General features: G+C 71.3%; 21 protein-coding genes, 1 tRNA gene and 1 other RNA gene. 13 read left to right on the plus strand and 10 right to left on the minus strand.

Features of this window, described 5'->3' with window-relative positions:
* Positions 1-19: 19 nt before the first annotated feature.
* Genes VLJ82_RS21015 through VLJ82_RS21030 form a run of 4 tightly spaced genes read left to right on the plus strand, consistent with a single transcriptional unit; the run spans position 20 to position 4,636 of the window.
* Positions 20-532, plus strand: coding sequence for a (2Fe-2S)-binding protein (locus tag VLJ82_RS21015; RefSeq protein WP_408665362.1), 513 nt, complete (start codon positions 20-22; stop codon positions 530-532).
* The gene (locus tag VLJ82_RS21020; protein ID WP_408665323.1) at positions 529-1,872 is read left to right on the plus strand and encodes an 8-oxoguanine deaminase; all 1,344 of its coding nucleotides are present in this window, start codon (positions 529-531) and stop codon (positions 1,870-1,872) included. Before VLJ82_RS21015 ends, VLJ82_RS21020 begins: the two co-directional genes overlap by 4 nt.
* Positions 1,869-4,094: a xanthine dehydrogenase family protein molybdopterin-binding subunit gene (locus tag VLJ82_RS21025; RefSeq protein WP_408665324.1), complete on the plus strand. Its 2,226-nt coding sequence runs from the start codon at positions 1,869-1,871 to the stop codon at positions 4,092-4,094. The genes VLJ82_RS21020 and VLJ82_RS21025 overlap by 4 nt, the downstream gene beginning before the upstream one ends.
* A 2-nt stretch (positions 4,095-4,096) precedes the next feature.
* Positions 4,097-4,636 (plus strand): hypothetical protein, encoded by a 540-nt coding sequence (locus VLJ82_RS21030; protein WP_408665325.1) that lies wholly within the window; start codon positions 4,097-4,099, stop codon positions 4,634-4,636.
* Positions 4,637-4,694: 58 nt separating this feature from the next.
* Here the strand turns inward: VLJ82_RS21030 and VLJ82_RS21035 are convergent, their stop codons facing one another.
* The 5 genes from VLJ82_RS21035 to ffs form a co-directional block, all read right to left on the minus strand.
* On the minus strand, positions 4,695-4,952 hold the full coding sequence (locus tag VLJ82_RS21035) for a Txe/YoeB family addiction module toxin (RefSeq protein WP_408665326.1): 258 nt from the start codon (positions 4,950-4,952) through the stop codon (positions 4,695-4,697).
* A complete protein-coding gene (locus tag VLJ82_RS21040) occupies positions 4,949-5,194 on the minus strand; it encodes a type II toxin-antitoxin system Phd/YefM family antitoxin (protein WP_408665327.1) in 246 nt (81 codons plus the stop codon). The genes VLJ82_RS21035 and VLJ82_RS21040 overlap by 4 nt, the downstream gene beginning before the upstream one ends.
* 59 nt (positions 5,195-5,253) lie before the next feature.
* Positions 5,254-6,021 carry a 3-oxoacyl-ACP reductase gene (locus VLJ82_RS21045; protein ID WP_408665328.1) on the minus strand — a complete coding sequence of 256 codons (768 nt, stop codon included), beginning with the start codon at positions 6,019-6,021 and terminating at the stop codon, positions 5,254-5,256.
* Positions 6,022-6,075: 54 nt separating this feature from the next.
* The gene (locus tag VLJ82_RS21050) at positions 6,076-6,798 is read right to left on the minus strand and encodes a FadR/GntR family transcriptional regulator (RefSeq protein WP_408665329.1); all 723 of its coding nucleotides are present in this window, start codon (positions 6,796-6,798) and stop codon (positions 6,076-6,078) included.
* 181 nt (positions 6,799-6,979) lie between these two features.
* Positions 6,980-7,076, minus strand: an RNA gene (gene ffs, locus VLJ82_RS21055) — signal recognition particle sRNA small type.
* 142 nt (positions 7,077-7,218) lie between these two features.
* Between ffs and VLJ82_RS21060 the strand changes: the two genes are divergently transcribed.
* The 7 genes from VLJ82_RS21060 to VLJ82_RS21090 all read left to right on the plus strand — a co-directional run bounded on the left by VLJ82_RS21060 (position 7,219) and on the right by VLJ82_RS21090 (position 14,395).
* Entirely contained in the window at positions 7,219-7,731 is a 513-nt protein-coding gene (locus VLJ82_RS21060) for a hypothetical protein (protein WP_408665330.1), read from the plus strand.
* Between the two features lie 112 nt (positions 7,732-7,843).
* On the plus strand, positions 7,844-8,380 hold the full coding sequence (locus VLJ82_RS21065; protein WP_408665331.1) for a MauE/DoxX family redox-associated membrane protein: 537 nt from the start codon (positions 7,844-7,846) through the stop codon (positions 8,378-8,380).
* Positions 8,377-9,165: a hypothetical protein gene (locus tag VLJ82_RS21070; RefSeq protein ID WP_408665332.1), complete on the plus strand. Its 789-nt coding sequence runs from the start codon at positions 8,377-8,379 to the stop codon at positions 9,163-9,165. The genes VLJ82_RS21065 and VLJ82_RS21070 overlap by 4 nt, the downstream gene beginning before the upstream one ends.
* Complete coding sequence (locus VLJ82_RS21075; RefSeq protein ID WP_408665333.1) at positions 9,162-9,668, plus strand: hypothetical protein; 507 nt, start codon at positions 9,162-9,164, stop codon at positions 9,666-9,668. The genes VLJ82_RS21070 and VLJ82_RS21075 overlap by 4 nt, the downstream gene beginning before the upstream one ends.
* The gene (locus VLJ82_RS21080; RefSeq protein WP_408665334.1) at positions 9,665-11,581 is read left to right on the plus strand and encodes a twin-arginine translocation signal domain-containing protein; all 1,917 of its coding nucleotides are present in this window, start codon (positions 9,665-9,667) and stop codon (positions 11,579-11,581) included. The genes VLJ82_RS21075 and VLJ82_RS21080 overlap by 4 nt, the downstream gene beginning before the upstream one ends.
* The gene (locus VLJ82_RS21085; RefSeq protein WP_408665335.1) at positions 11,578-12,387 is read left to right on the plus strand and encodes a hypothetical protein; all 810 of its coding nucleotides are present in this window, start codon (positions 11,578-11,580) and stop codon (positions 12,385-12,387) included. The genes VLJ82_RS21080 and VLJ82_RS21085 overlap by 4 nt, the downstream gene beginning before the upstream one ends.
* Before the next feature lie 85 nt (positions 12,388-12,472).
* Positions 12,473-14,395 (plus strand): hypothetical protein, encoded by a 1,923-nt coding sequence (locus VLJ82_RS21090; RefSeq protein WP_408665336.1) that lies wholly within the window; start codon positions 12,473-12,475, stop codon positions 14,393-14,395.
* 78 nt (positions 14,396-14,473) lie between these two features.
* Here VLJ82_RS21090 and VLJ82_RS21095 read toward each other — a convergent pair whose 3' ends face one another.
* The 4 genes from VLJ82_RS21095 to VLJ82_RS21110 are packed head-to-tail and all read right to left on the minus strand — an operon-like array spanning position 14,474 to position 17,691.
* Positions 14,474-15,247, minus strand: coding sequence for a phosphatase PAP2 family protein (locus VLJ82_RS21095; RefSeq protein ID WP_408665337.1), 774 nt, complete (start codon positions 15,245-15,247; stop codon positions 14,474-14,476).
* Positions 15,244-16,122, minus strand: a complete 879-nt coding sequence (locus tag VLJ82_RS21100) for a diacylglycerol/lipid kinase family protein (protein ID WP_408665338.1) — start codon at positions 16,120-16,122, stop codon at positions 15,244-15,246. The genes VLJ82_RS21095 and VLJ82_RS21100 overlap by 4 nt, the downstream gene beginning before the upstream one ends.
* Positions 16,119-16,844 carry a phosphatase PAP2 family protein gene (locus VLJ82_RS21105; RefSeq protein WP_408665339.1) on the minus strand — a complete coding sequence of 242 codons (726 nt, stop codon included), beginning with the start codon at positions 16,842-16,844 and terminating at the stop codon, positions 16,119-16,121. The genes VLJ82_RS21100 and VLJ82_RS21105 overlap by 4 nt, the downstream gene beginning before the upstream one ends.
* A 31-nt stretch (positions 16,845-16,875) precedes the next feature.
* On the minus strand, positions 16,876-17,691 hold the full coding sequence (locus VLJ82_RS21110; RefSeq protein WP_408665340.1) for a DUF1206 domain-containing protein: 816 nt from the start codon (positions 17,689-17,691) through the stop codon (positions 16,876-16,878).
* Between the two features lie 79 nt (positions 17,692-17,770).
* Between VLJ82_RS21110 and VLJ82_RS21115 the strand changes: the two genes are divergently transcribed.
* Entirely contained in the window at positions 17,771-18,328 is a 558-nt protein-coding gene (locus VLJ82_RS21115; protein ID WP_408665341.1) for a hypothetical protein, read from the plus strand.
* 51 nt (positions 18,329-18,379) lie between these two features.
* Positions 18,380-18,467, plus strand: a tRNA-Ser gene (locus VLJ82_RS21120).
* Positions 18,468-18,703: 236 nt separating this feature from the next.
* Here the strand turns inward: VLJ82_RS21120 and VLJ82_RS21125 are convergent.
* Complete coding sequence (locus VLJ82_RS21125) at positions 18,704-19,189, minus strand: hypothetical protein (RefSeq protein WP_408665342.1); 486 nt, start codon at positions 19,187-19,189, stop codon at positions 18,704-18,706.
* Positions 19,190-19,421 lie beyond the last annotated feature (232 nt).

A 19,421-nucleotide genomic window follows, 5' to 3' on the forward strand; every position in this document is an offset into this window, starting at 1 on the left:
CCTGGCAGGAGTACCGGTCATGCGCCTGAACACCACGGTCAACGGCGAGGCCCGCCAGGTCGACGACGTCTGGGAGGGCGAGAGCCTGCTGTACGTGCTGCGCGAGCGGCTGGGCCTGCCGGGCAGCAAGAACGCCTGCGAGCAGGGCGAGTGCGGCTCCTGCACGGTGTACCTGGACGGCGTGACGGTGTGCGCCTGCCTGGTGGCGGCCGGCCAGGCCGAGGGCCGCGACGTCCGGACCGTCGAGGGCTTGGCGGGCCCGGCCGATCCGGCGGAGCCGGCCGGCCTGGACGAGATCCAGCAGGCGTTCATCGACGCCGGCGCGGTGCAGTGCGGCTTCTGCACGCCTGGCCTGATCGTGGCCACCCATGACCTGCTCAACCGCCGTCCGGACCCCCGGGTGGCCGAGATCCGCGAGGCGCTGGCCGGCAACCTGTGCCGGTGCACCGGCTACCAGCAGATCCTCGAGGCGGTCCAGGCGGCCGCCGCGGCACGGGCAGAGCGCGCCGGAGAACAGCGGGGCCGGCGATGATCGTGCTGGAGGGTGGCCACGTCGCCACCGTGGACGACGCCGGCACCGAATACCCCGTCGGGCACGTGGTGATCGACGGCAGCGCGCTGGTCGCGGTCGGTCCCGGGCCGGCCCCGGACGGGCTGCGCGACGGCGCCGAGTGGGTCGACACCACCGGCTGCCTGGTGACGCCCGGCCTGGTGAACACCCACCACCACCTTTACCAGTGGCTGACCCGGGGGTACGCCACGGACAGCACCCTGTTCGACTGGCTGACCGAGCTGTACCCGGTCTGGGCCCGGCTGGACGCCGACGCCGTGCATGCCGGCGCCTCGGCCAACCTGGGCTGGCTGGCGCTGTCCGGGTGCAGCACCAGCACCGACCACCACTACGTGTTCCCGCAACCCAACCTGCTGGACGCCACCATCGAGGCGGCCCGGGAGATCGGGGTGCGGTTCCACCCGTGCCGGGGCTCGATGGACCTCGGCAGCTCGGCCGGCGGGCTGCCGCCGGACGAGGTGACCGAGGACCGGGAAGCCATCCTGATCGCCACCGAGGCGGCCATCGACCGCTGGCACGACCCGTCGCCGGCCGCCATGACCCGGATCGCGGTGGCGCCCTGCTCGCCGTTCTCGGTCACCGCCGAGCTGATGCGCGAGGCCGCCGAGCTGGCCCGTAGCAAGGGCGTCCGGCTGCACACCCACCTCGCCGAGACCGCCGACGAGGACGAGTTCTGCCAGCAGACGTATGGCCAGACGCCGGCCGAGTACCTGGCCGAGCTGGACTGGCTGGGTCCGGACGTGTGGCTGGCGCACTGCGTGCACCTGTCCGATTCCGCGATCGCCAGCCTGGCCGGTACCGGGACCGCGGTGGCGCACTGCCCGACGTCCAACGGCCGGCTCGGCGCCGGCAGCGCCCGGGTGCGCGACCTGATCGACGCCGGGGTGCCGGTCGGGCTGGGGGTGGACGGGGCGGCCTCCAACGAGGCCGGCCGGCTGGTGGACGAGCTGCGCTCGGCGATGGTGGTGGCCCGGTTGCGGGGCGGGCCGCAGGCGCTGACCGCGCGCGAGGTGCTGCGCCTGGCCACCGGAGGCGGTGCCCGGTGCCTGGGCCGGGAGGCCGAGCTGGGCTCGCTGGAACCGGGCAAGCTCGCCGACGTGGCGGTCTGGCGGCTGGACGAGCTGGGCCAGGCCGGCGGGGTTGACCCCGTGTTCTGCTGGGCATTCTCCTCTTCTGCTCCGCTGCGGCTGCTGCTGGTAAACGGCCGCGCGGTGGTCGCCGAGTCCATCCTGCTGACCGCCGACAGCGGGCGACTGGCCCGTGAGGCGGCCGCCGCCGGTGCCCGGCTGGTGGGGCGATGAGCAGCGGGGCCGCCACCGGCACCGTGGTGGCCGGCGGTATCGGCACCAGCCCGGTCCGTCCGGACGCCATCCTGAAGGTGCGCGGCGAGTTCGCCTACTCCTCGGACATGTGGCTGGACGACATGCTGTGGGGTGCCACCCTGCGCAGCCCGCACCCCCGGGCCCGGATCGTTTCGATCGACATCACCGAGGCATTGAAGACCGTCGGGGTGTATGCGGTGCTGACCGCCCAGGACGTGCCAGGGCGGAACCGGTACGGCCTGGAGATCGCCGACCAGCCGGTGCTCGCCGAGGGCGAGGTGCGCTACCAGGGCGAGCCGGTGGCGCTGGTGGCCGCCGACCATCCCGAGATCGCCCGGCAGGCCTGCAAGAAGATCGCGGTGCACTACGAGGTGCTGGCGCCGGTCACCGACGCGGTGGCGGCCAGCGCTCCGGATGCCCCGCTGGTGCACGAGAATCCCGTTGCCGGGCACGGCATCGAGGGCAACGTGCTGCGCCGGGTGCACATCGAGCGCGGCTCGGCGTCGGCCACCGCCGAGGTGGTGGTGACCGGCGAGTACCAGGTGGGCATGCAGGACCAGGCCTTCCTCGGCCCGGAGTCCGGGCTGGCGGTGCCGGCCGAGGACGGCGGCGTCGACCTCTACATCGCCACCCAGTGGTTGCACGCCGACCAGGCCCAGGTGGCGGCCGCGCTCGGGCTGCCGGCCGAGAAGGTCAGGTTCACCCTGGCCGGGGTGGGCGGTGCGTTCGGCGGCCGGGAGGACGTCTCGATGCAGGCGCATGCCTGCCTGCTGGCACTGCGGACCGGCCGGCCGATCAAGATGGTCTACAGCCGCGAGGAATCCTTCTACGGCCACGTGCACCGGCACCCGGCGGTGCTGCGCTACGAGCACGGTGCCGACGCCTCCGGCCGGCTGGTGTACGTGCGGGCGTCGATCGTGCTGGACGGCGGGGCGTACGCCTCGTCCTCGACGGCGGTGGCCGCCAACGCGGCGACCCTCGGCTTCGGCCCGTACGAGATCCCGAACGTCACGATGGACTGCCTGGTGGCCTACACCAACAACCCGCCGTGCGGCGCGATGCGCGGCTTCGGCGCGGTTCAGGCCTGTTTCGCCTACGAATCGCAGATGGACAAGCTGGCAGCCGCATGCGGGCTGTCGCCGGTGGAGCTGCGGCTGCGCAACGCGATGCGCGAGGGGTCGGTGATGCCCACCGGGCAGCTGGTCGACTCAGCCGCACCGGTTGCCGAGCTGCTGCGCCGGGTGCGCGACGCACCGCTGCCGGCCGATCCGGTGGGGGTGCGCGACGTCCGGGAACTGCCCGGCGGGGTATCCAACACCACGCACGGCGAGGGCGTGGTGCGCGGCATCGGCTACGGCGTCAGCATCAAGAACGTCGGTTTCTCCGAGGGATTCGACGACTACTCCACCGCCCGGGTGCAGCTGGAGCTGTTCGGCGACACCCCGGTGGCATCGGTGCACACCGCCGCCGCCGAGGTGGGCCAGGGCCTGGTGACGCTGCTGCAGCAGATCGTGCGCACCGAGCTGGGGGTGTCCCAGGTGACGGTGCTGCCGGCCGACACCAGCATCGGGTCGGCCGGTTCCACCTCGGCGTCCCGGCAGTCCTACGTCACCGGGGGTGCGGTGCAGGCGGCCTGCCAGGCGGTGCGGGCCAGGCTGGCCGAGCGCGGTGGGCGGCTCGGCGACGAGCCGATCTCGGAGACCGTGCAGTGGCGGCACCGGCCGACCGAGGCGCTGGATCCCGTGACGGGACAGGGGAATTCCCACGTGCAGTACGCCTTCGCCGCGCACCGGGCGGTGGTGGACGTCGACACCGAGCTGGGCCTGGTCAAGGTGGTGCAGATCTCCACCGCGCAGGACGTCGGCAAGGCGATGAACCCGCAGGCGGTGCTGGGCCAGATCCACGGCGGCACCGCACAGGGGCTGGGCCTGGCGGTGATGGAGGAGATCCAGCTGGCGGAGGGAAAACTGCGCAACCCGTCGTTCACCGACTACCTGCTGCCCACCATCCTGGACATGCCACCGATGCAGGTGGACGTGCTGGAGCTGGCCGACCCGCACGCGCCGTACGGCCTGCGCGGGGTGGGCGAGCCGCCGACGATCTCCTCGACGCCGGCCATCGTGGCCGCCATCCGGGATGCGACCGGGCTGACCCTGACCCGGGTGCCGGTGCGCCCGGAGCACATCACCGACCCGCCCTGACGATGAGCCCGCTGCCGTTCGGAATCACGCTCCCCACTGGAGTCCGCGCCCTCGACCCGGCGGAGGTCGCCATCCTGACCCCGGTGTTCGGGTCCTCGCTCGACTACTCGGCGATCCGGGTCAGCGATGCCGTCGGCAGTGCGGGCAGGGCGTACACGGTCTGGGTGCCTCTGCGAGGAACGGTCATCAACATCGGCCCGGCTGCCTACGCCACTCCGGGAGCGGACCCGGCGCTGCTCGTCCACGAGGCGACGCACAGCTGGCAGTCCCAGCACCACCCGGCCTCTGGCGCCTACATGGCCAACTCGCTGGCCAGCCAGGCGGCCGCTGCCGCCGCCGGGGGCAGCCCGTACTGCTACCTGCCCGGCAAGCCGTTCTGGGCATACGGCGCCGAGCAGATCGCCAAGCAGGTCGAGCACGGCGTGCCCGCGATCGTGGCGCATGTTCGCGGAGTGCCCGCAGGCAGCTGGGACTCCGAGAACGTCCGGAGCCTGTCGATTCCGCGGTGGGAGAAGCCGAACGCCCCTGGCGTGGTCTGCTGACGAGTCGCATCCCGACCCACCTGACGGGCGTCGTAACTATGGATTGCACAACTCCAGATCAGGAGTAGTGGTAACGCGCCTGCAACACGACGACATCGTCACCGTCGACCATGTACACCAACCGGTGCTCGTCGCTGATGCGTCGAGACCAACTGCCGGCCAGCGCATGGCGTAGCTGTTCAGGCTTTCCGATACCCGTGAAGGGATCGCGTAGCACGTCATCTAGAAGCCGGTTGATCCGCTTCAGCATGTTCCGATCAGCCGTCTGCCAGTACAGGTAGTCCTCCCAACCATGGGAGGTGAAGACCAGCCTCACGGAATGAGCGGGTGTTCCTGCCGATCGCCACTGCTAGCCTGCTGCAAACTCTCCAGCAGGCGTCGCGCGTTGGCCGGCGAGCGCAGCAGGTGCGCGGTCTCCTCCAGCGCCTCATAGTCCGCCCGCGACATCAGGACCGCATCGCCTCGTCGAGACGTGATCTCCACCGGTGTGCGATCGTCGTTCACCTGCTCGATGAGCGGAAACAGATTCTTACGTGCCTCGCTTGCGGTGATCGCCATACGCCCTCCTAGTGGTACTAAATATCGTACCACTCTGGACTGATGGAAGCTGAGCGGGCCTAGGTCGGGGTGACGTAGGCACCGGCGATGCCGCCGTCCACCAGGAACTGCGAGGCGGTGATGAAGCTGGACTCGTCCGAGGCCAGGAACAGCACCGCCGAGGCGATCTCCTGCGGCTCGGCGAACCGGCCCATCGGGATGTGCACCAGCTGCCGCTCCAGGGCATCTGGCTCAGAGGCAAGGACTTCCTGCGCCAGCGGCGAGGTCACCGGTCCGGGGCACAGCGCGTTGACCCGGATGCCGTCCCGGGCGAACTGCACGCCGAGCTCGCGTGACAGCGCCAGCACCCCGCCCTTGGCGGCGGTGTAGGCGATCCGGGAGTCGGCACTGCCCAGCACCGCGAGGTACGACGCGGTGTTGATGATCGAGCCGCGCTTCTGCTCCAGCATGAAGCGCAACGCCGCCTTGCAGCACAGGTACACCGAGGTCAGGTTCACCTCCTGCATCCGGTGCCAGTCGTCGAGGCCCGCGGCCAGGATCGAGCCGCCCTCCAGCGGCAGGATCTCGGCGTTGTTGAAGGCGATGTCGACGCTGCCGTAGGTGTCGAACGCGGTCTGGAACAGCGCCTCGACCTGCTCGGCATCGGTCACGTCCACCGCGACGAAGGTGGCGTCGAGCTCGGCGGCCAGCGTCGCGCCGGCCTCGGCGTTGACGTCGCCGATCACCAGCTTGGCGCCCTCGTCCACGAACCGCCTGGCGGTCGCCAGCCCGATGCCGGCACAGCCGCCGGTGATCACCGCGACCCTGCCCAGCAACCGTGTGCCCACTGCCCCGCCTCTCGCTGTTGCGGACCCGCCCGCTCCCGGCCGGCGCTGCGGCGATCATGCCAGCAGCGTCTGCACCAGCTCGGCAGTGCCGTCGCACAGCCGCTCCATCTCGGTCCGGGCGGCCAGCGGGTCGGAGGCCAGGATCGCCGCGATCACGGCCCGGTGCGCCTGGTGGGACTGCTCGACGTCGGCCGCTACCAGCGGTATCCGGCTCAGCAGGCCGTCCAGGCAGGCCTGCACCCGCACCACGGCCTCGATGAGCATCGGCGAACCGCTCAGGGTGGCCACCGCCAGGTGCAGCCGGGAGTCGGCGATCCGGTGGGCCTGCGGGGTGCCGGCCGCCCGGACCTGCTCCTCGAAGTCGATCAGCCAGCCGCCCTGGTCGGCGGACAGCTGCCGGGTCGCGGCCAGGTAGGCCGCCCCGGGCTCCACCACCCGCCGGAAGTCCAGCGCGTCGTAGAGCAACGAACGGTCGCGGCGCAGCTCGTCCGGATCGAGCGGTTCGGTGGGGCTGCCGGCGTAGACGACCGTGGTGCCGCCGCCGCGGCCGCGCCGGGTCTGCACCATGCCGGCCTCGCGCAGCACCGCGATCGCCTCGCGCAGGTTCACCCGGCTGACCCCGAGCCGGACCGCCAGCTCCCGCTCGGGCGGCAGCTGCTCGCCGTGCACGAACACCCCGAGCCGGATCACCGCGCTGAGCCGGGCGGCGGTGGAGGAGAACGCCGAGATGTCGCTCAGGGGGCGCAGCACGGCGTCCGGAAGCCGCTGCAAGGTCATCCGCCCCTCCGCCCCTCTGCCTCAACGAGTACTAGCAAGCCCACCGTCAACTTTCGGTCAACAGGGGACAAGCGCCGCAACGTGCAGCAAGCCTGGCTGGATCCTCGCTGGCGCAGACACCCAAGTCAAAGGTGTGATTGCTCGCCATTGCTCTCAAGGTGGGCGGAGCACGGTCCGGGACGGAGAGGACCCCTCGCGCACCCGCCAGAGCCTGCTTATCCTTGCTGCCTTCCGGCCCTGGGGAGGTTCACAGGAGTAGCGCCGCACGAGGGGTCTGCTGCCAGTGTAGTGGGCTCCCCGATTGGCCCGCTGCCCCGGTTGGCTATAGCTTTGCCGGACGCGCCGAACACCCGGCGCCAGCTCGCGTCACCGGACGGCTTCAGCACGACCGGCCGCGACCTCACGAGGAGTCCGTCCCGCATGGTGCTTGATCGGCGTCCGGCCCTGGCCGGCCTGCTCGCCGGCCTGCTGGTCGCCGGGACCGTCGCCGGCTGCGGCGGCTCGACCGGCAGCGGCACCTCCCGGCCGAGCACCTCGATCGCGACCGGCGCCACCTCGGCAGACTCCTCTCCCGCTGACTCCTCCCCGAGCGATGGGGCCGCCGCGTCGCCGTCGCACACCATCAGCATTCCGCCCTACCTGTGCACCGGCACCGACGTCGCCCAGAACGCCGCGGACGCCTACATGGGAGCGCTCAGCGCGGGCCAGTTGGACCAGGCGATGGCCTGCGTGCTACCGAACACGGTGCCGGCCGCGGTGACCCGCAGCCTGCTGGCCAGCTCCGGCCAGACCGCGGTCTACCTGCCCCGCGACGGCGTGGACGGTCCGTCGGTCTTCGGCTACCGCGGCAACGGCAAGCTGGTCGACGTCACCGTCAGCAAGGAGCCGGACGGCCGGTTCTGGGTAACGGCGGTCGCTGTTCGCAGCGGCTGACGCGCGGGCCGGACCACCGGCGGTTCGTCCGGTCCGCGGCTCGCCGGTTGCACAGGCGTCCCCTGCGTGTTGTGCTTGTTATGGTTTTCACATCTGGCGGCTGCAGGGGGCGGTGTTGATCGGTCTGGTGAGCGCGGCAGCGTTGCTGCTCGCGGCAGCCGGGCTGGCCAAGTTCCGGCAGCGCTCCCCCGTCCGGTCGGCGTTGTCCGCCGCGGGCATTCCGGGTGCCGACCGGCTCGGCGCGGCGACGGCGAACCGGCTTTCCGGCGCGCTGGAGCTGGCAGTCGCGGCAGTCGCGCTGGGAACCGGCGGCCGGCTCGCGGCCGCTCTGATCGCGTTCGCCTATCTCGTGCTGGCCGTGCTGTCGGCCCGGATGGTGCGCCGGGAGGCCGGCCAGGACTGCGGCTGCTTCGCCCGCCCGGTCGCGGTCAGCCACTGGCACACCGCGGTCAACGCCGGCTGCGCGCTGGCCGGCCTGGTCGCCCTCGCCTGGCCGGGCGGCTCGCTGGCCGGTGAGTTCGGCCGGCAGCCGGCCACCGCCGCGGGCCTGCTGCTGGCCGCCGCGGTGCTGGCCTACCTGGGCTACCTGGCGATGACGACGCTGCCCGAACTGCTCACGGCCGCCGGCCGGCTGGAGGCCGCCGGGTGACCGCGCTGCTGATCGTCGAAACGGTGATCCTGGCGGTGCTGTGCGTGCTGGTGGCCGGCCTGCTGCGCGGCTACGCCGCCGTGCTCCGCCGGCTGCACCAGCTCGACGGCGGCACCGAGGCCCGACCGGCCGGCGCGCCGCCCTTCCGCACCGCCGCGGGAGTCGTCGAACCGGCGGCCGGCCAGCAGATCGAGGGCCGGGACTCCTGGGCCGAGGCGCACGACATCGACGGCGTCACGCTGGCCGGCGAGATCGTGTCGGTGCGCACCGTCGGCGTCGAGCACGACACCGTCCTGGCGTTCCTGTCCTCCTCCTGCGAGGGCTGCACCGGCTTCTGGCACGAGCTCGGCGAGCCCGGCTCCTGGGCCACGCCGCAGGGCAGCCGGCTGCTGGTGGTGACCAAGGGCCCGGAGGACGAGAGCCCGTCGGTGCTGTCGCAGCTGTGCCCGGACGGGGTGGACCTGGTGATGTCCAGCCAGGCCTGGACCGACTACGCCGTCCCCGGCTCCCCGTACGTGGTGGTCGCCGACGGGCACACCGGACGGGTCAAGGGCGAGGGCTCGGGCAGCTCGTTCAGCCAGGTCGGCGGCCTGATCCGCCAGTCGGTCGATGACAGCCGGCACCCGGCGATGGCGCACAAGCCGGACGCCGACCGCCGCCGTGAGCGCGACGTCGACCGGATCCTGCTCGCGGCCGGCATCGGCCCGCAGGACGAGAGCCTGTACGCCCCGACCCCACCGGGCGAGAGCGTGTACGCACCGGCCGAACGGGACGAGCGCGGATGAGCACACCGACTGCCAAGCGACTCACCGGCCACGGCCTGGCGGTCGGCCTGCCGCCCCGCTGGGAGGGCCGGATCTACCGGCGGGTGATCGACGCCGGCACCGGCCAGCCCGGCCGGCTGCAGGCCACCGGCTGGCCCGGCGAGAACAGTTATCCGGTGCTGCACCTGGCCAACTTCGCGCTGCCCGCCTCGCGCGGGGACTACGGCACCGGCGCGGTCGAGCTGATGGGCCCGGACCACCTGTTCGTGGCCCTGCTGGAGTTCGGCCCGGACTGCCTGGGCAGCGCGCTGTACGCCCCGGTCGGCATCCCGCGCATCCGGCCGGGCCAGTTCAACCCGAACGGCATGCAGCGCCGGGTGGCCGGCCAGGCCGGCTTCCAGCACTTCTTCACCGAGGCCGGCCGGCCGTTCTGCCTGTACGTGGTGATCGGCTCGCACCGCCAGGCGGTGCAGCTGACCCAGCAAGCCAACGCCGTGCTGGAACAGATCGAGGTGAGCCCATGACGGCCAGCCTGGCCGAGCGCATCGTCAACCGGCTCGCGGTGCACGCCGACCGGCCGCGCACCAGCCGGCGCGGCTTCCTCGGCGGCGCGACACTGGTCGGGGCGGCCCTGGTGGTGAGCCCGTGGCGCTACCTGACCCGGCCGGCCAGCGCCTACGACGCGGTGTGCGGCGCGCACAACACCTGCGCCGAGGGGTACACGGTGTTCTGCTGCACCATCAACGGCGGCAACAACAGCTGCCCGCCGGACTCGTTCATCGGCGGCTGGTGGAAGGCCGACAACTCCTCCTTCTGCGGCGGCAACGCCCGCTACTACATCGACTGCAACGCCTACCGGGACGGCCGGTACACCTGCCACTGCAACACCACCACCTGCGACCAGCGCCGGGTGGCCTGCAACCAGTTCCGCTACGGGCAGTGCAACACCCAGATCCCCTGGTCGCAGACCGGGCCAGTGCTGTGCCGGGTGGTCTCCTGCACGCCGCCCTGGGTGCAGTACGGCGGCACCTGCTCGAGCTCCAGCGCCACCGACAACAACACCGCCACCCACTCCGCGCCGTGCCTGACCGGCAAGGTCCCGGTCGGGGTGGTCGAGGAGATCTCGGCCAGCGGCAACACCGTGCACATCAAGGGCTGGGCCTACGACCCGGACTCGCCGGGCACCTCGATCAGCGTGGCGATCTACCAGGACGGCAAGGGTCTGATGGGCATCCACGCCAGCCTGCCCCGCTCGGACGTCAACTCCTCCCGGCACATCACCGGCAACCACGGCTTCGAGGTGCGCTTCACCGCCAGCTCCGGCCAGCACAACTTCACCGTGTTCGCGATGAACATCAAGGGCGGCAGCGGCAATCCGCGGATCGGCAGCAAGACCATCACCGTCAACGCGGGCACCGCGCCGCTCGGCCACCTGGACTCGTGCAACCCGGTCGGCGACAGCGTGGTGCTGACCGGCTGGGCCTTCGACCGGGACGCGCCGAGCACCTCGATCGCGGTCAACATCTACCAGGACAACAAGCCACTGATGGGCATCCACACCGGGGTGCTGCGCTCGGACGTCAACTCCGCCTACCACATCAGCGGAACGCACGGCTTCAAGGTGCAGTTCAAGGCAACCACCGGTGCGCACAACTACAAGGTCTGGGCGATGAACGTCGGCGGCGGCACCGGCAACACCCTGATCGGCAACCACAGCCTGATCGTCCGGGGTGCGGGCACCACCGCGGCACCGGCCGCCGCCGTCGCACCGGCTGGCATCCGGACGGCCGAACTGACCGTCGACCCGGCAGGCAACGCGGTCGGCGAGCTGGAATCCGTCTCGGCCGCCGGCACCAGCGTCCGGCTGGTCGGGTGGCTGCCGGACACCGGTGGCGAGCCGGCGGTGGCGGTGCACGAGGACGACCAGGTGCTGCACTGGTATCCGGTTCCCGGTCCATCCCGAGCCGGCAGGCGCGGCTTCGACATCACCGTCCCGGCCGGTACCGGCCTGCACACCTACTCCGTCTACGCGCTCGCGCCGAACAGCACGGCCGGCACGGACGCCACCGACCTGCCGCTGATCGGCCAGCGCACCGTCCGGGTGAACCAGTCCGGCGCGGTGGGCGTCCTGGAGCGGGTGCAGCGGATCGGCGACACCGTCCGGCTGACCGGCTGGGCCTCCGATCCGGACCGGCCGGGCCGCCGGCTGGCGCTGACCGTCTTCCGGGACGGCGTGGCGCTGTCGCGGCACCAGACCGACTTCTCCCCGGACCGGGACGGCGGCTTCGACATCAGCATCGCCGACCTGCCCGGCGTGCACACCTACACCGTGTACGCCGCCCCGTCCGATCCCGGCGCACCGCCCACCCTGATCGGTGCCCGGACCCTGGCCGAGTCCGAGGATGAGGCCGACGACCCGCAGGTGGTGTCGGTATGACCGGCACGCTGGCGGTAGCGGCCCTGGCCGTCGCGGCGGTGGCCGGCGCCCGGGGCACCTGGTCGCCGTGCGGGCTGTCGATGATCTCGGCGATCAACCCGCTGTCCGAGCGGGCGCGCGGCAACCGGTTCTGGCTCACCGCCGGCTGGTTCGTGCTCGGTTCGGTAGTGGGCGGGCTGCTGCTCGGCTCGGGTGCCGGCCTGCTCGCGGTGGGGCTGCGGCCACTGGCGGGCCATCCGGCGGCCGCGCTCTGGGCCGGCGCCGCGGCCTGCCTGGTGGCACTCGCGGCGGACCGCCGGGTGGCCGGCTTCCAGCTTCCGCTGCATCCCCGGCAGGTCAACGAGCTGTGGCTGACCCAGTACCGCCGCTGGCTGTACGCGGCCGGCTTCGGCGCGCAGATCGGGCTCGGCTTCGCCACCTACATCATGACCGCGGCGACCTACCTGGTGGTGGCCCTGGCGGCGCTGACCGGCTCGCCGGCGCTGGCGGTGGCCACCGGTGCGGTCTTCGGGCTGGTGCGCGGGCTGGCCGTGCTGCTGTCCGCCCGGTGCCGGACCGCGCCGGCGCTGCGGCAGCTGCACCTGCGGTTGAGCCGGCTCGAGCCGCTGTCGCTGCGGGTGGCGGTGGCCGCCGAGGCGCTGGCCGCCGGCGGGCTGGGGTATGCGGCAGCCGGGGTGGCCGGTGGCACCGGTGCGCTGCTGGCAGCTGGCCTGCTGCTGGCGGCCAGCGATGCGCGGCTGGTGGCGCGTACGACGGCTCGGCGCGCGCGGCCGGGACGAACCGGCCATTATGTAGCAGCGGAGTAACGCAAAAGTACTTTCGCGGGGGATCGTTCAGCCAGGTAAACGGCGGACAACAGCGTCCGGTCGGCACCGACAAGATAGGCATGCAATGCGTTCAAAGGTGCTGGCCGTCGCCAGCGGACTGGCCCTGGTACTGGGCCTGGTCAGCGTCGAGATATCCGCCGGGCCGGCCGGCGCCTCGGTCAGCAGCCAGGCCACCAGCGCCGTCAACTACGCCCACGCCAACGGATACCGGTCCGCGATCGGGGTGCTCGACACCCAGACCGGCGCGTTCACCGGGGCCGGCGACTACAACAGCACCTACGCCTCGGAGTCGGTGATGAAGACCTTCATCGCCACCCGGCTGCTGATGACCGGCCAGATGAGCGGCTGGAACGAGACCACCGCGTACAAGATGATCACCCAGTCCGACGATGCCTCGGCCAGCGCGCTGTACGGCCGGGTCGGCGGCGACAGCCTGATCAACTGGGTCAAGCAGGCGCTCAACATCCCCAACCTCGGCTACCCGCCGCTGCGGTCCGGCTGGTGGGGCGGCACCCAGATCACCGCGGCCGGCATGGCCTCGTTCTACAACGCGGTCCGGCACCGGCCGGCGATCTGGAACTGGCTGGGCAACGCCATGCACCACGCCACCCCGTACGGCTCGGACGGGGTGTACCAGTTCTTCGGCATCCCCAGCGCCACCACCGGATTCGCGGTCAAGCAGGGCTGGGGTGCCGACAACTCCGCCGGCCAACCGGCTTTCAACTCCACCGGCTTCGTCAACGGCGACCGGTACGCGGTGGTGATCCTGACCCAGGGCGGCAGCTACGGCACGCCGATCGCGAACATGGTGACCGCGGAGGCCCGGCTGCTGATGCCCGGCGGCAAGATCGCCAGCGACGACCCATTCGGCGGGGTGAGCAGCTGGTCGCTGCACGGGCGCTACCTCACCGTCACCGGCTGGGCGCTGGATCCGAACGCATTGTCCAGCGAGCTGCGGATCTTCTTCTACGTCAACGGCAAACCGTTCACCTACGTCCAGACCACGCTGCCGCGCGGCGACATCAACGCGCACTTCCACGCCAGCGGCAACCACGGCTACTCCAAGACGCTGATGCTGGCCAACGGCACCAACAACGTGTGCGCGTACGCCATCAATGTGGGCGCCGGCAACAACACCAAGCTGGGCTGCCGCACCGTGGCGCTGGACGGCTCGCCGATCGGCGGCATCAGCTCGGTCACCCAGAAGGGGAACCTGGCCACCTTCACCGGCTGGAGCTTCGACTACGACGCACCGGACACCGGGCTGACCGTGGTGGCCAACGTCAACGGCCGCTACGCGGGCTCGGTCGGCTCCACCGTGTCGCGGCCGGACATCAACGCCGCCATGCACGGCACCGGCCCGCACGGCTACCTGCTGAAGGTGCGGGTGCCGGCCGGTGCCAGCACGGTGTGCCTGCACGCGCTCAACCGCGGCGCCGGCCATGAGAGCAGGCTGGGATGTGCCTCCTTCCGGGTGTCGCTGTCACCGATCGGCAAGCTCGATTCGGTGACCGTGCAGGGCAGCCGGGCGCTGGTCACCGGCTGGACCTTCGACTTCTCCGACACCGCCCAGGCGATCGGCACGGTCGTCGACGACAACGGCAAGCACGTCGCGTGGGGTCCGACGAAGGTGGTCCGCAACGACGTCAATACCGCCTGGTCGATCACCGGCGCGCACGGCTTCAGCTACTCCGTCGCGCTGTCCCCCGGTACCAACCGGATCTGCGCGTACGGGGTGAACGTCGGCACCGGCGGCGGCAACTCGCTGCTGGGCTGCCGGTCGGTGAGCCCGGCCTCCGGAGCGGCGGCGGCTGCCCCGGCCACCCCGGCTCCGTCGCCGGCCACCTCAGCCCCGGCCCAGTCGTCGGCGCCGAGCGCCTCGACCCCGGCTGGATCGTCGCCAGCTGAGTCGTCGGCACCGGTTGGGTCGTCGGCCGGCCCGGCGCCGACGCCCAGCCCGTCCGGCTCGGGTACGGCAGGCGACTAGCGGGAGTGGCCGGCTGGCAGGACGGTCAGTCCTGTCGGACGGCCAACGCGCCACCCGGCGCACCGCCGGAGCGTCCGGTCAGGGCTTGAGCCGCTCGCGGTGCTCGGGTTCCAGGCCCTCGTCCAGGTCGGCGACCGGCTTGCCCTCCTCGCGACGCCAGGTCCGGAAGGCGCTCGCCATGCCGATCAGCCACACCGTGCCGATCAGGAATGCTCCGATCACGTCGAAGAGGTAGTGCACGCCGAGCGAGATCCGGGCGAAGCCGACCAGCAGCACCATCAGCGCGGCGGCGGCGATGGCCACGCTGCGCCAGCGGCGCGGGATGATCGGCAGGAAGACCGCCAGCAGCACGCCGTAGCCGACGATGGCGGCCTGGGCGTGCCCGCTGGGGAAGGACTTGCCGCCGGCCACCGCGACCGGGTCGGAAAGGTGTGGCCGGGCCCGGTTGACCAGCAGCTTCACCACGTTGTTGAGCAGCGAGCTGCCCAGCACGGTGACCACGACGAACAGCGCCAGCCGGCGCAGCCGGCGCACCAGTAGCCAGCCGGCCACCAGTGCCATCACCACGAACCAGACCACGGTCTTGTGCAGGTCGCTGAGCCAGCGCATCGCCCGGGTGAAGGCGGGGTGCCGCAGCGCGTAGTGGTGCAGGTCGGCGGCGACCGAGTGGTCGGTCCGGATCACGAACTCGGCCTGCGCGGCGACCAGCAGCAGCACCGCCACGAACAGCGCGGCAGCCAGCAGGCCGATCAGGAAGACCAGCAGCGCCCGGCCGGCGAACCGGCGGCGGCCGGCCTGCTCCCGCCGCTCGGCAGCGGTCTCACCGGTGCGCCTGCGGCGGGAACCGATCACGGCTGCCCGCAGCGCAGCACCAGCGCGGACGGCAGTACCTCGACCCGCAGCTCGGTGGTCGCACCGCGGAAGTCGCCGTCGAACTCCACCGGCACCTCGACCGGGGCACAGATGTGCACCACCTTGCCGCGCCGGATGTCGGCCTGCCGACCGGAGTCCGGACGGCGGCGCAGGATGCGCCAGACCAGCGCCGGCCAGTCCCGGGCGGTGCGCGGGGCCAGCACCAGCACGTCCAGCTGGCCGTCGTCGGGGCTGGCGTCGGGCATCAGGGTGATGCCGGCCTGCAGCTGGCCGACGTTGCCCACCAGGACCCCGATCGCCTTGCTGGTCCGCGGCGGGTCGTCGTCGATGGTCACTGTGAACCGCGCTCGCGGAGTGCGTCGCAGCGCCTTGGCCATGCCTCCAACATAGGCCAGCCAGCCGATCCGGTCCTTGAGGCCCTCGTCGGTATCGCGCATCAGCGCGGCGTCGAAGCCGAGGCCCGCCATCACCACGAACCGCTGGTCGGCGGTCTCCAGCACGTCGATCACCCGCTCGGCCGGGCCGAAGGCGACGTCCAGCGCCTCGGGCACCTCCAGCGGGATGCCGAGGTTGCGGGCCAGCAGGTTGCCGGTGCCGAGCGGCACCATCGCCATCGCCACCCCGGTACCGGCCAGCGCGCCGGCGCAGGCAGCCACCGTGCCGTCCCCGCCGCAGACCAGCACCAGCTCCGCACCCGCCTCGACCGCCGCGGCGGCCTGGCCCGCCCCGGGATCGTCCTCGGTGGTGGAGTACCAATCTGGTTCGGTTCCGTCGCAGCGTTCGGCGACGGCCGCCTTCAGCTCCGCCAGGTCGGCGACCTTCACCGGGTTGAACACCGCGGCGATCCGGCTCACGACGGGCTCCGCCGTCCGAGGATCACCGTGCTGGTCACCGCCAGCCAGCAGCAGGCCAGCAGCGCGCCGGCGATCACGTCGGTGGGGTAGTGCATCCCCCGGTACATCCGGGACAGCGCCACTACCACCGGTACCACTACCGCGGCCACGGTGGCCAGCGTCCGCAGCCAGACCGCGGCACCGACCCGCCAGGCGATCACCGCCAGGCCGCCGTACAGGGCTACCGAGGCCGCGGTGTGCCCGGACGGGAAGCTCGAGGTCGGCGGCGCGCCGTCCAGGTGCTTCACCGGCGGCCGATCCCGGTCCACCAGCAGGGTGGTGGACACGAAGATGGTCACCTCGCCGATCAGGCTCACCGCCAGGAACAGCGGCTCGCGCCAGCGCTTGAGTCCCAGCCGCAACAGCACGACGGCCAGCAGGCCGAGCGCGATCACGGTCTCGGTCTCGGCGAGGTAGGTGGTCAGGTGGGTGATGTCGGTCCACGGCTGGTGCCGGTGGTTGGCCAGGTTGCGGTCCACCGAGGCGTCCCAGTGCACCAGCCCGCTGTTCTTCCACTGGTGGCCGAGCAGGTGCCCGACGGCCACCAGCACCAGCCAGATCAGCACCGCCCCGGCGAGCAGCCAGAGTGCCGAGGTCCGCCAGTTCGGCGACTGCCGGTCCGGGTCCCGCCGGGCGGGGGGCTGGGGTTCCTGTTGGTCAGGCTGCTGGTCCAGCCGGCTCATGCCCGCCGCTCCGGCCTCCGCCGCTCCGCCCTCATGTCCGCCGCCAGGCAGCCTCGGCGTAGCAGTACAGCCCGAAGGCGATCAGGCCGACCGCGACCACCCCTACCAGGGTCCGGCCGAGGTCGGAGTCGGCGACGGTACGGCGCAGCGCCCCGTCCAGGCCGCGGGCCTTGCTCGGGTCGTAGTCCCAGGCGGCCCGGACCAGGAAGAAACCGGTCAGCGCGAAGACCACCCCGCGTGCCGTGGTGCCGAAGGTGCCGAGGAACCAGACGATCCGCCGGCTGCCGGTCGGCATGTCGGCGAGGGCGAAGTACTTCTTGAACTTGCGTTTGAGGCCCTCATAGACCAGCGCCAGGCCGACCACGATCACCACCGCGCCGACGATGCCGACCAGCCACCGGCCGAGCGAGTGCTGCATCACCCGGGTGGTCAACTGCTGCTGCTGGCCGGCCTGGCTCTTGGTCCGGGCGGTCGCCAGCAGGTTGAACGCGTTCACGGCGAAGAAGGCGTACAGGCAGCCTCGGAACAGCGACTTCAACCGCGGGCCCTTCTCGTGCCCCTTGGTGTCGCCGACCACCCCGAAGGCGGCCTCGGAGAACCGGAAGAGGGCATAGCCGGTCAGTCCGATCGCGATCACCCAGAGCAGCAGGAAGCCGCCATTGTGCCGGACCACCTCCTGCAGCGCGCCGCGCTGGTCGGTTTCTGGCGGCTGCTTGCCGAGTGCCAGCAGCACCGCGAACCAGCCGATCAGCAGGTAGATGGTGCCGCGGGCCGCGAAGCCCAGCTTGGCCAAACCCTTGAAACCGTCGCTGCGGGCCACCTTGCGCGCAGTCGTGCCTGCCGTCATCGCCCCTCCAGGAGTTCGGCGAAGAGTACTACGGTTCTTACCGCCCCTAGTCGCCGTTCGTGCCAGGAGTTTTACCTCGATGCCACCCCCGGACCAGAACCCTGGTGATCCGCAGCCCGTGGTGCAGGCCGCCGACCGGGTGGCCGACCGGCTGGAGGAGCTGGTACCACCCGGGAACCCGGTGCTGGCCGACGACACCCGGCTGGTCCGGTGGGCCGCTCCGGTGTTCCTCGGCTGCGCGATCGTGCTGGTGCCCTGGATCGTGGTGGCGGCTGCCACGCTGCCGTCCCGGCAGCTGTCGCAGAACTACGACGTGGCCTGGGCCGGCTACGACGTGGGGCTGCTGATCGGGCTGGTGTGGACCGCGCTGAGCGCGCTGCGCCGGTCCCGGCGGCTGACCATCGCCGCGTCGGCCACCGGGGCGCTGCTGCTGGCCGACGCCTGGTTCGACGTGCTGACCTCACCCGGCGGCTGGGACCTGGTGCAGGCGGTGGCGATGTCGGTGCTGGCCGAGCTGCCGCTGGCCACGCTGTGCTTCTGGCTGGCCTTCCACAGCCAGGAGGTGGCCGAGCGGCGGCTGGTGCTGCTGTCCGGCGGGCGGCTGCTTCCTCGGTCCGGCCGCCGCCGGTCACGTTGAGCGCCACCCCAGGTGGCAGGACGGCTGGAGCCGACCCGTATCCTCGTCGGCGGAGGATTCGCATAGTGGCCTAGTGCGCACGCTTGGAAAGCGTGTTGGGTTAACGCCCTCAGGGGTTCGAATCCCCTATCCTCCGCCATGTGATCAGTCGGGCCATCGTTGATAGGTGAGTCGGATCATTGTTGAGAGCCTGGCCATGGCCGGGCTCTCGTTGTTTGTCGGGCCCGCCAGTCCTTGGTACACCACAAGATATGCCCCAGCACCACCGCGCCGATCCTCGCTGCGGCGGATTTCAATCTATCCACTGAAACTCCCGGTCTTGCTAGTCCCCACTTCCAGCGCGCCAGCTGCTGCGTCGAAAAGGCAGAACCCGTACTAAAGGTCGAGTAGCACGTCCACGGCCGCGAGGCAGGTTGCGGTATCGCTGACGTCGAAGTACACCGAACCATTTGAGCGGACGTCGGCACCAGGGACCGCAGCCACCAGAGGGCGCAGCTTCTGAGCGTGAACCGAGAAGCTGTCGGTGTTGATATAGGCCGTCACGGTAACGCCAGTCCTCGACTGCGTACGAAGCCGGAGGTAGGGCTCGACGCTCTTACCCTCCTTCCGGACCGTCGGTGCTACGACTGCCAGTCCCCGCTCGCGCAGAGCGTTCACTAGCGCGAAGGCGCCCGACTGCGCGTCCTGCTTCTTCCAGCGGTCAAGGACATGCGTCACGGCATCATCGGGGGTCTCATCGATGGATTCGGCCCGACCCCCACTCAGGCCTTGGATGAGAAGGTCACCGTTCTCAGTGCGGCTGATGATGATGGGCGACCCGTCCCATGCGACGGGATCGAGTGCGAGATTCAGCGTAGCCACGTGCGACTCCTTTTCTAGCTTCCGCGCGTTTATCCGAGCTATTCGCAGCTTATCCCGGGATCCAGTCGAAAACAAGAAATTTCCGAGCACTATCCGAGCTATTTCCGCGCGGTCACTAATTTGGGCCGGCACCGTGTGTCTGGCTCAGGTGGAATCAGCTCTCATGCCAGCCTCCACGGCGCACCTGCACACGGCAGGGAAGGGGTCAGCGCCATGCCTGCCCGACGGAAGA

Origin of the sequence: Jatrophihabitans sp. (genome assembly GCF_035474675.1) — a bacterium.
Lineage (GTDB): Bacteria > Actinomycetota > Actinomycetes > Mycobacteriales > Jatrophihabitantaceae > Jatrophihabitans_A.

What these genes read in the sequence shown, in the direction of transcription:
- VLJ82_RS21075 (WP_408665333.1), top strand. Translation starts at nt 9,162, where the DNA reads ATGAGCACACCGACTGCCAAGCGACTCACCGGCCACGGCCTGGCGGTC.
- VLJ82_RS21080 (WP_408665334.1), top strand. Translation starts at nt 9,665, where the DNA reads ATGACGGCCAGCCTGGCCGAGCGCATCGTCAACCGGCTCGCGGTGCAC.
- VLJ82_RS21025 (WP_408665324.1), top strand. Translation starts at nt 1,869, where the DNA reads ATGAGCAGCGGGGCCGCCACCGGCACCGTGGTGGCCGGCGGTATCGGC.
- VLJ82_RS21015 (WP_408665362.1), top strand. Translation starts at nt 20, where the DNA reads ATGCGCCTGAACACCACGGTCAACGGCGAGGCCCGCCAGGTCGACGAC.
- VLJ82_RS21040 (WP_408665327.1), bottom strand. Translation starts at nt 5,194, where the DNA reads ATGGCGATCACCGCAAGCGAGGCACGTAAGAATCTGTTTCCGCTCATC.
- VLJ82_RS21060 (WP_408665330.1), top strand. Translation starts at nt 7,219, where the DNA reads ATGGTGCTTGATCGGCGTCCGGCCCTGGCCGGCCTGCTCGCCGGCCTG.
- VLJ82_RS21090 (WP_408665336.1), top strand. Translation starts at nt 12,473, where the DNA reads ATGCGTTCAAAGGTGCTGGCCGTCGCCAGCGGACTGGCCCTGGTACTG.
- VLJ82_RS21020 (WP_408665323.1), top strand. Translation starts at nt 529, where the DNA reads ATGATCGTGCTGGAGGGTGGCCACGTCGCCACCGTGGACGACGCCGGC.
- VLJ82_RS21115 (WP_408665341.1), top strand. Translation starts at nt 17,771, where the DNA reads ATGCCACCCCCGGACCAGAACCCTGGTGATCCGCAGCCCGTGGTGCAG.
- VLJ82_RS21030 (WP_408665325.1), top strand. Translation starts at nt 4,097, where the DNA reads ATGAGCCCGCTGCCGTTCGGAATCACGCTCCCCACTGGAGTCCGCGCC.
- VLJ82_RS21110 (WP_408665340.1), bottom strand. Translation starts at nt 17,691, where the DNA reads ATGACGGCAGGCACGACTGCGCGCAAGGTGGCCCGCAGCGACGGTTTC.
- VLJ82_RS21105 (WP_408665339.1), bottom strand. Translation starts at nt 16,844, where the DNA reads ATGAGCCGGCTGGACCAGCAGCCTGACCAACAGGAACCCCAGCCCCCC.
- VLJ82_RS21085 (WP_408665335.1), top strand. Translation starts at nt 11,578, where the DNA reads ATGACCGGCACGCTGGCGGTAGCGGCCCTGGCCGTCGCGGCGGTGGCC.
- VLJ82_RS21050 (WP_408665329.1), bottom strand. Translation starts at nt 6,798, where the DNA reads ATGACCTTGCAGCGGCTTCCGGACGCCGTGCTGCGCCCCCTGAGCGAC.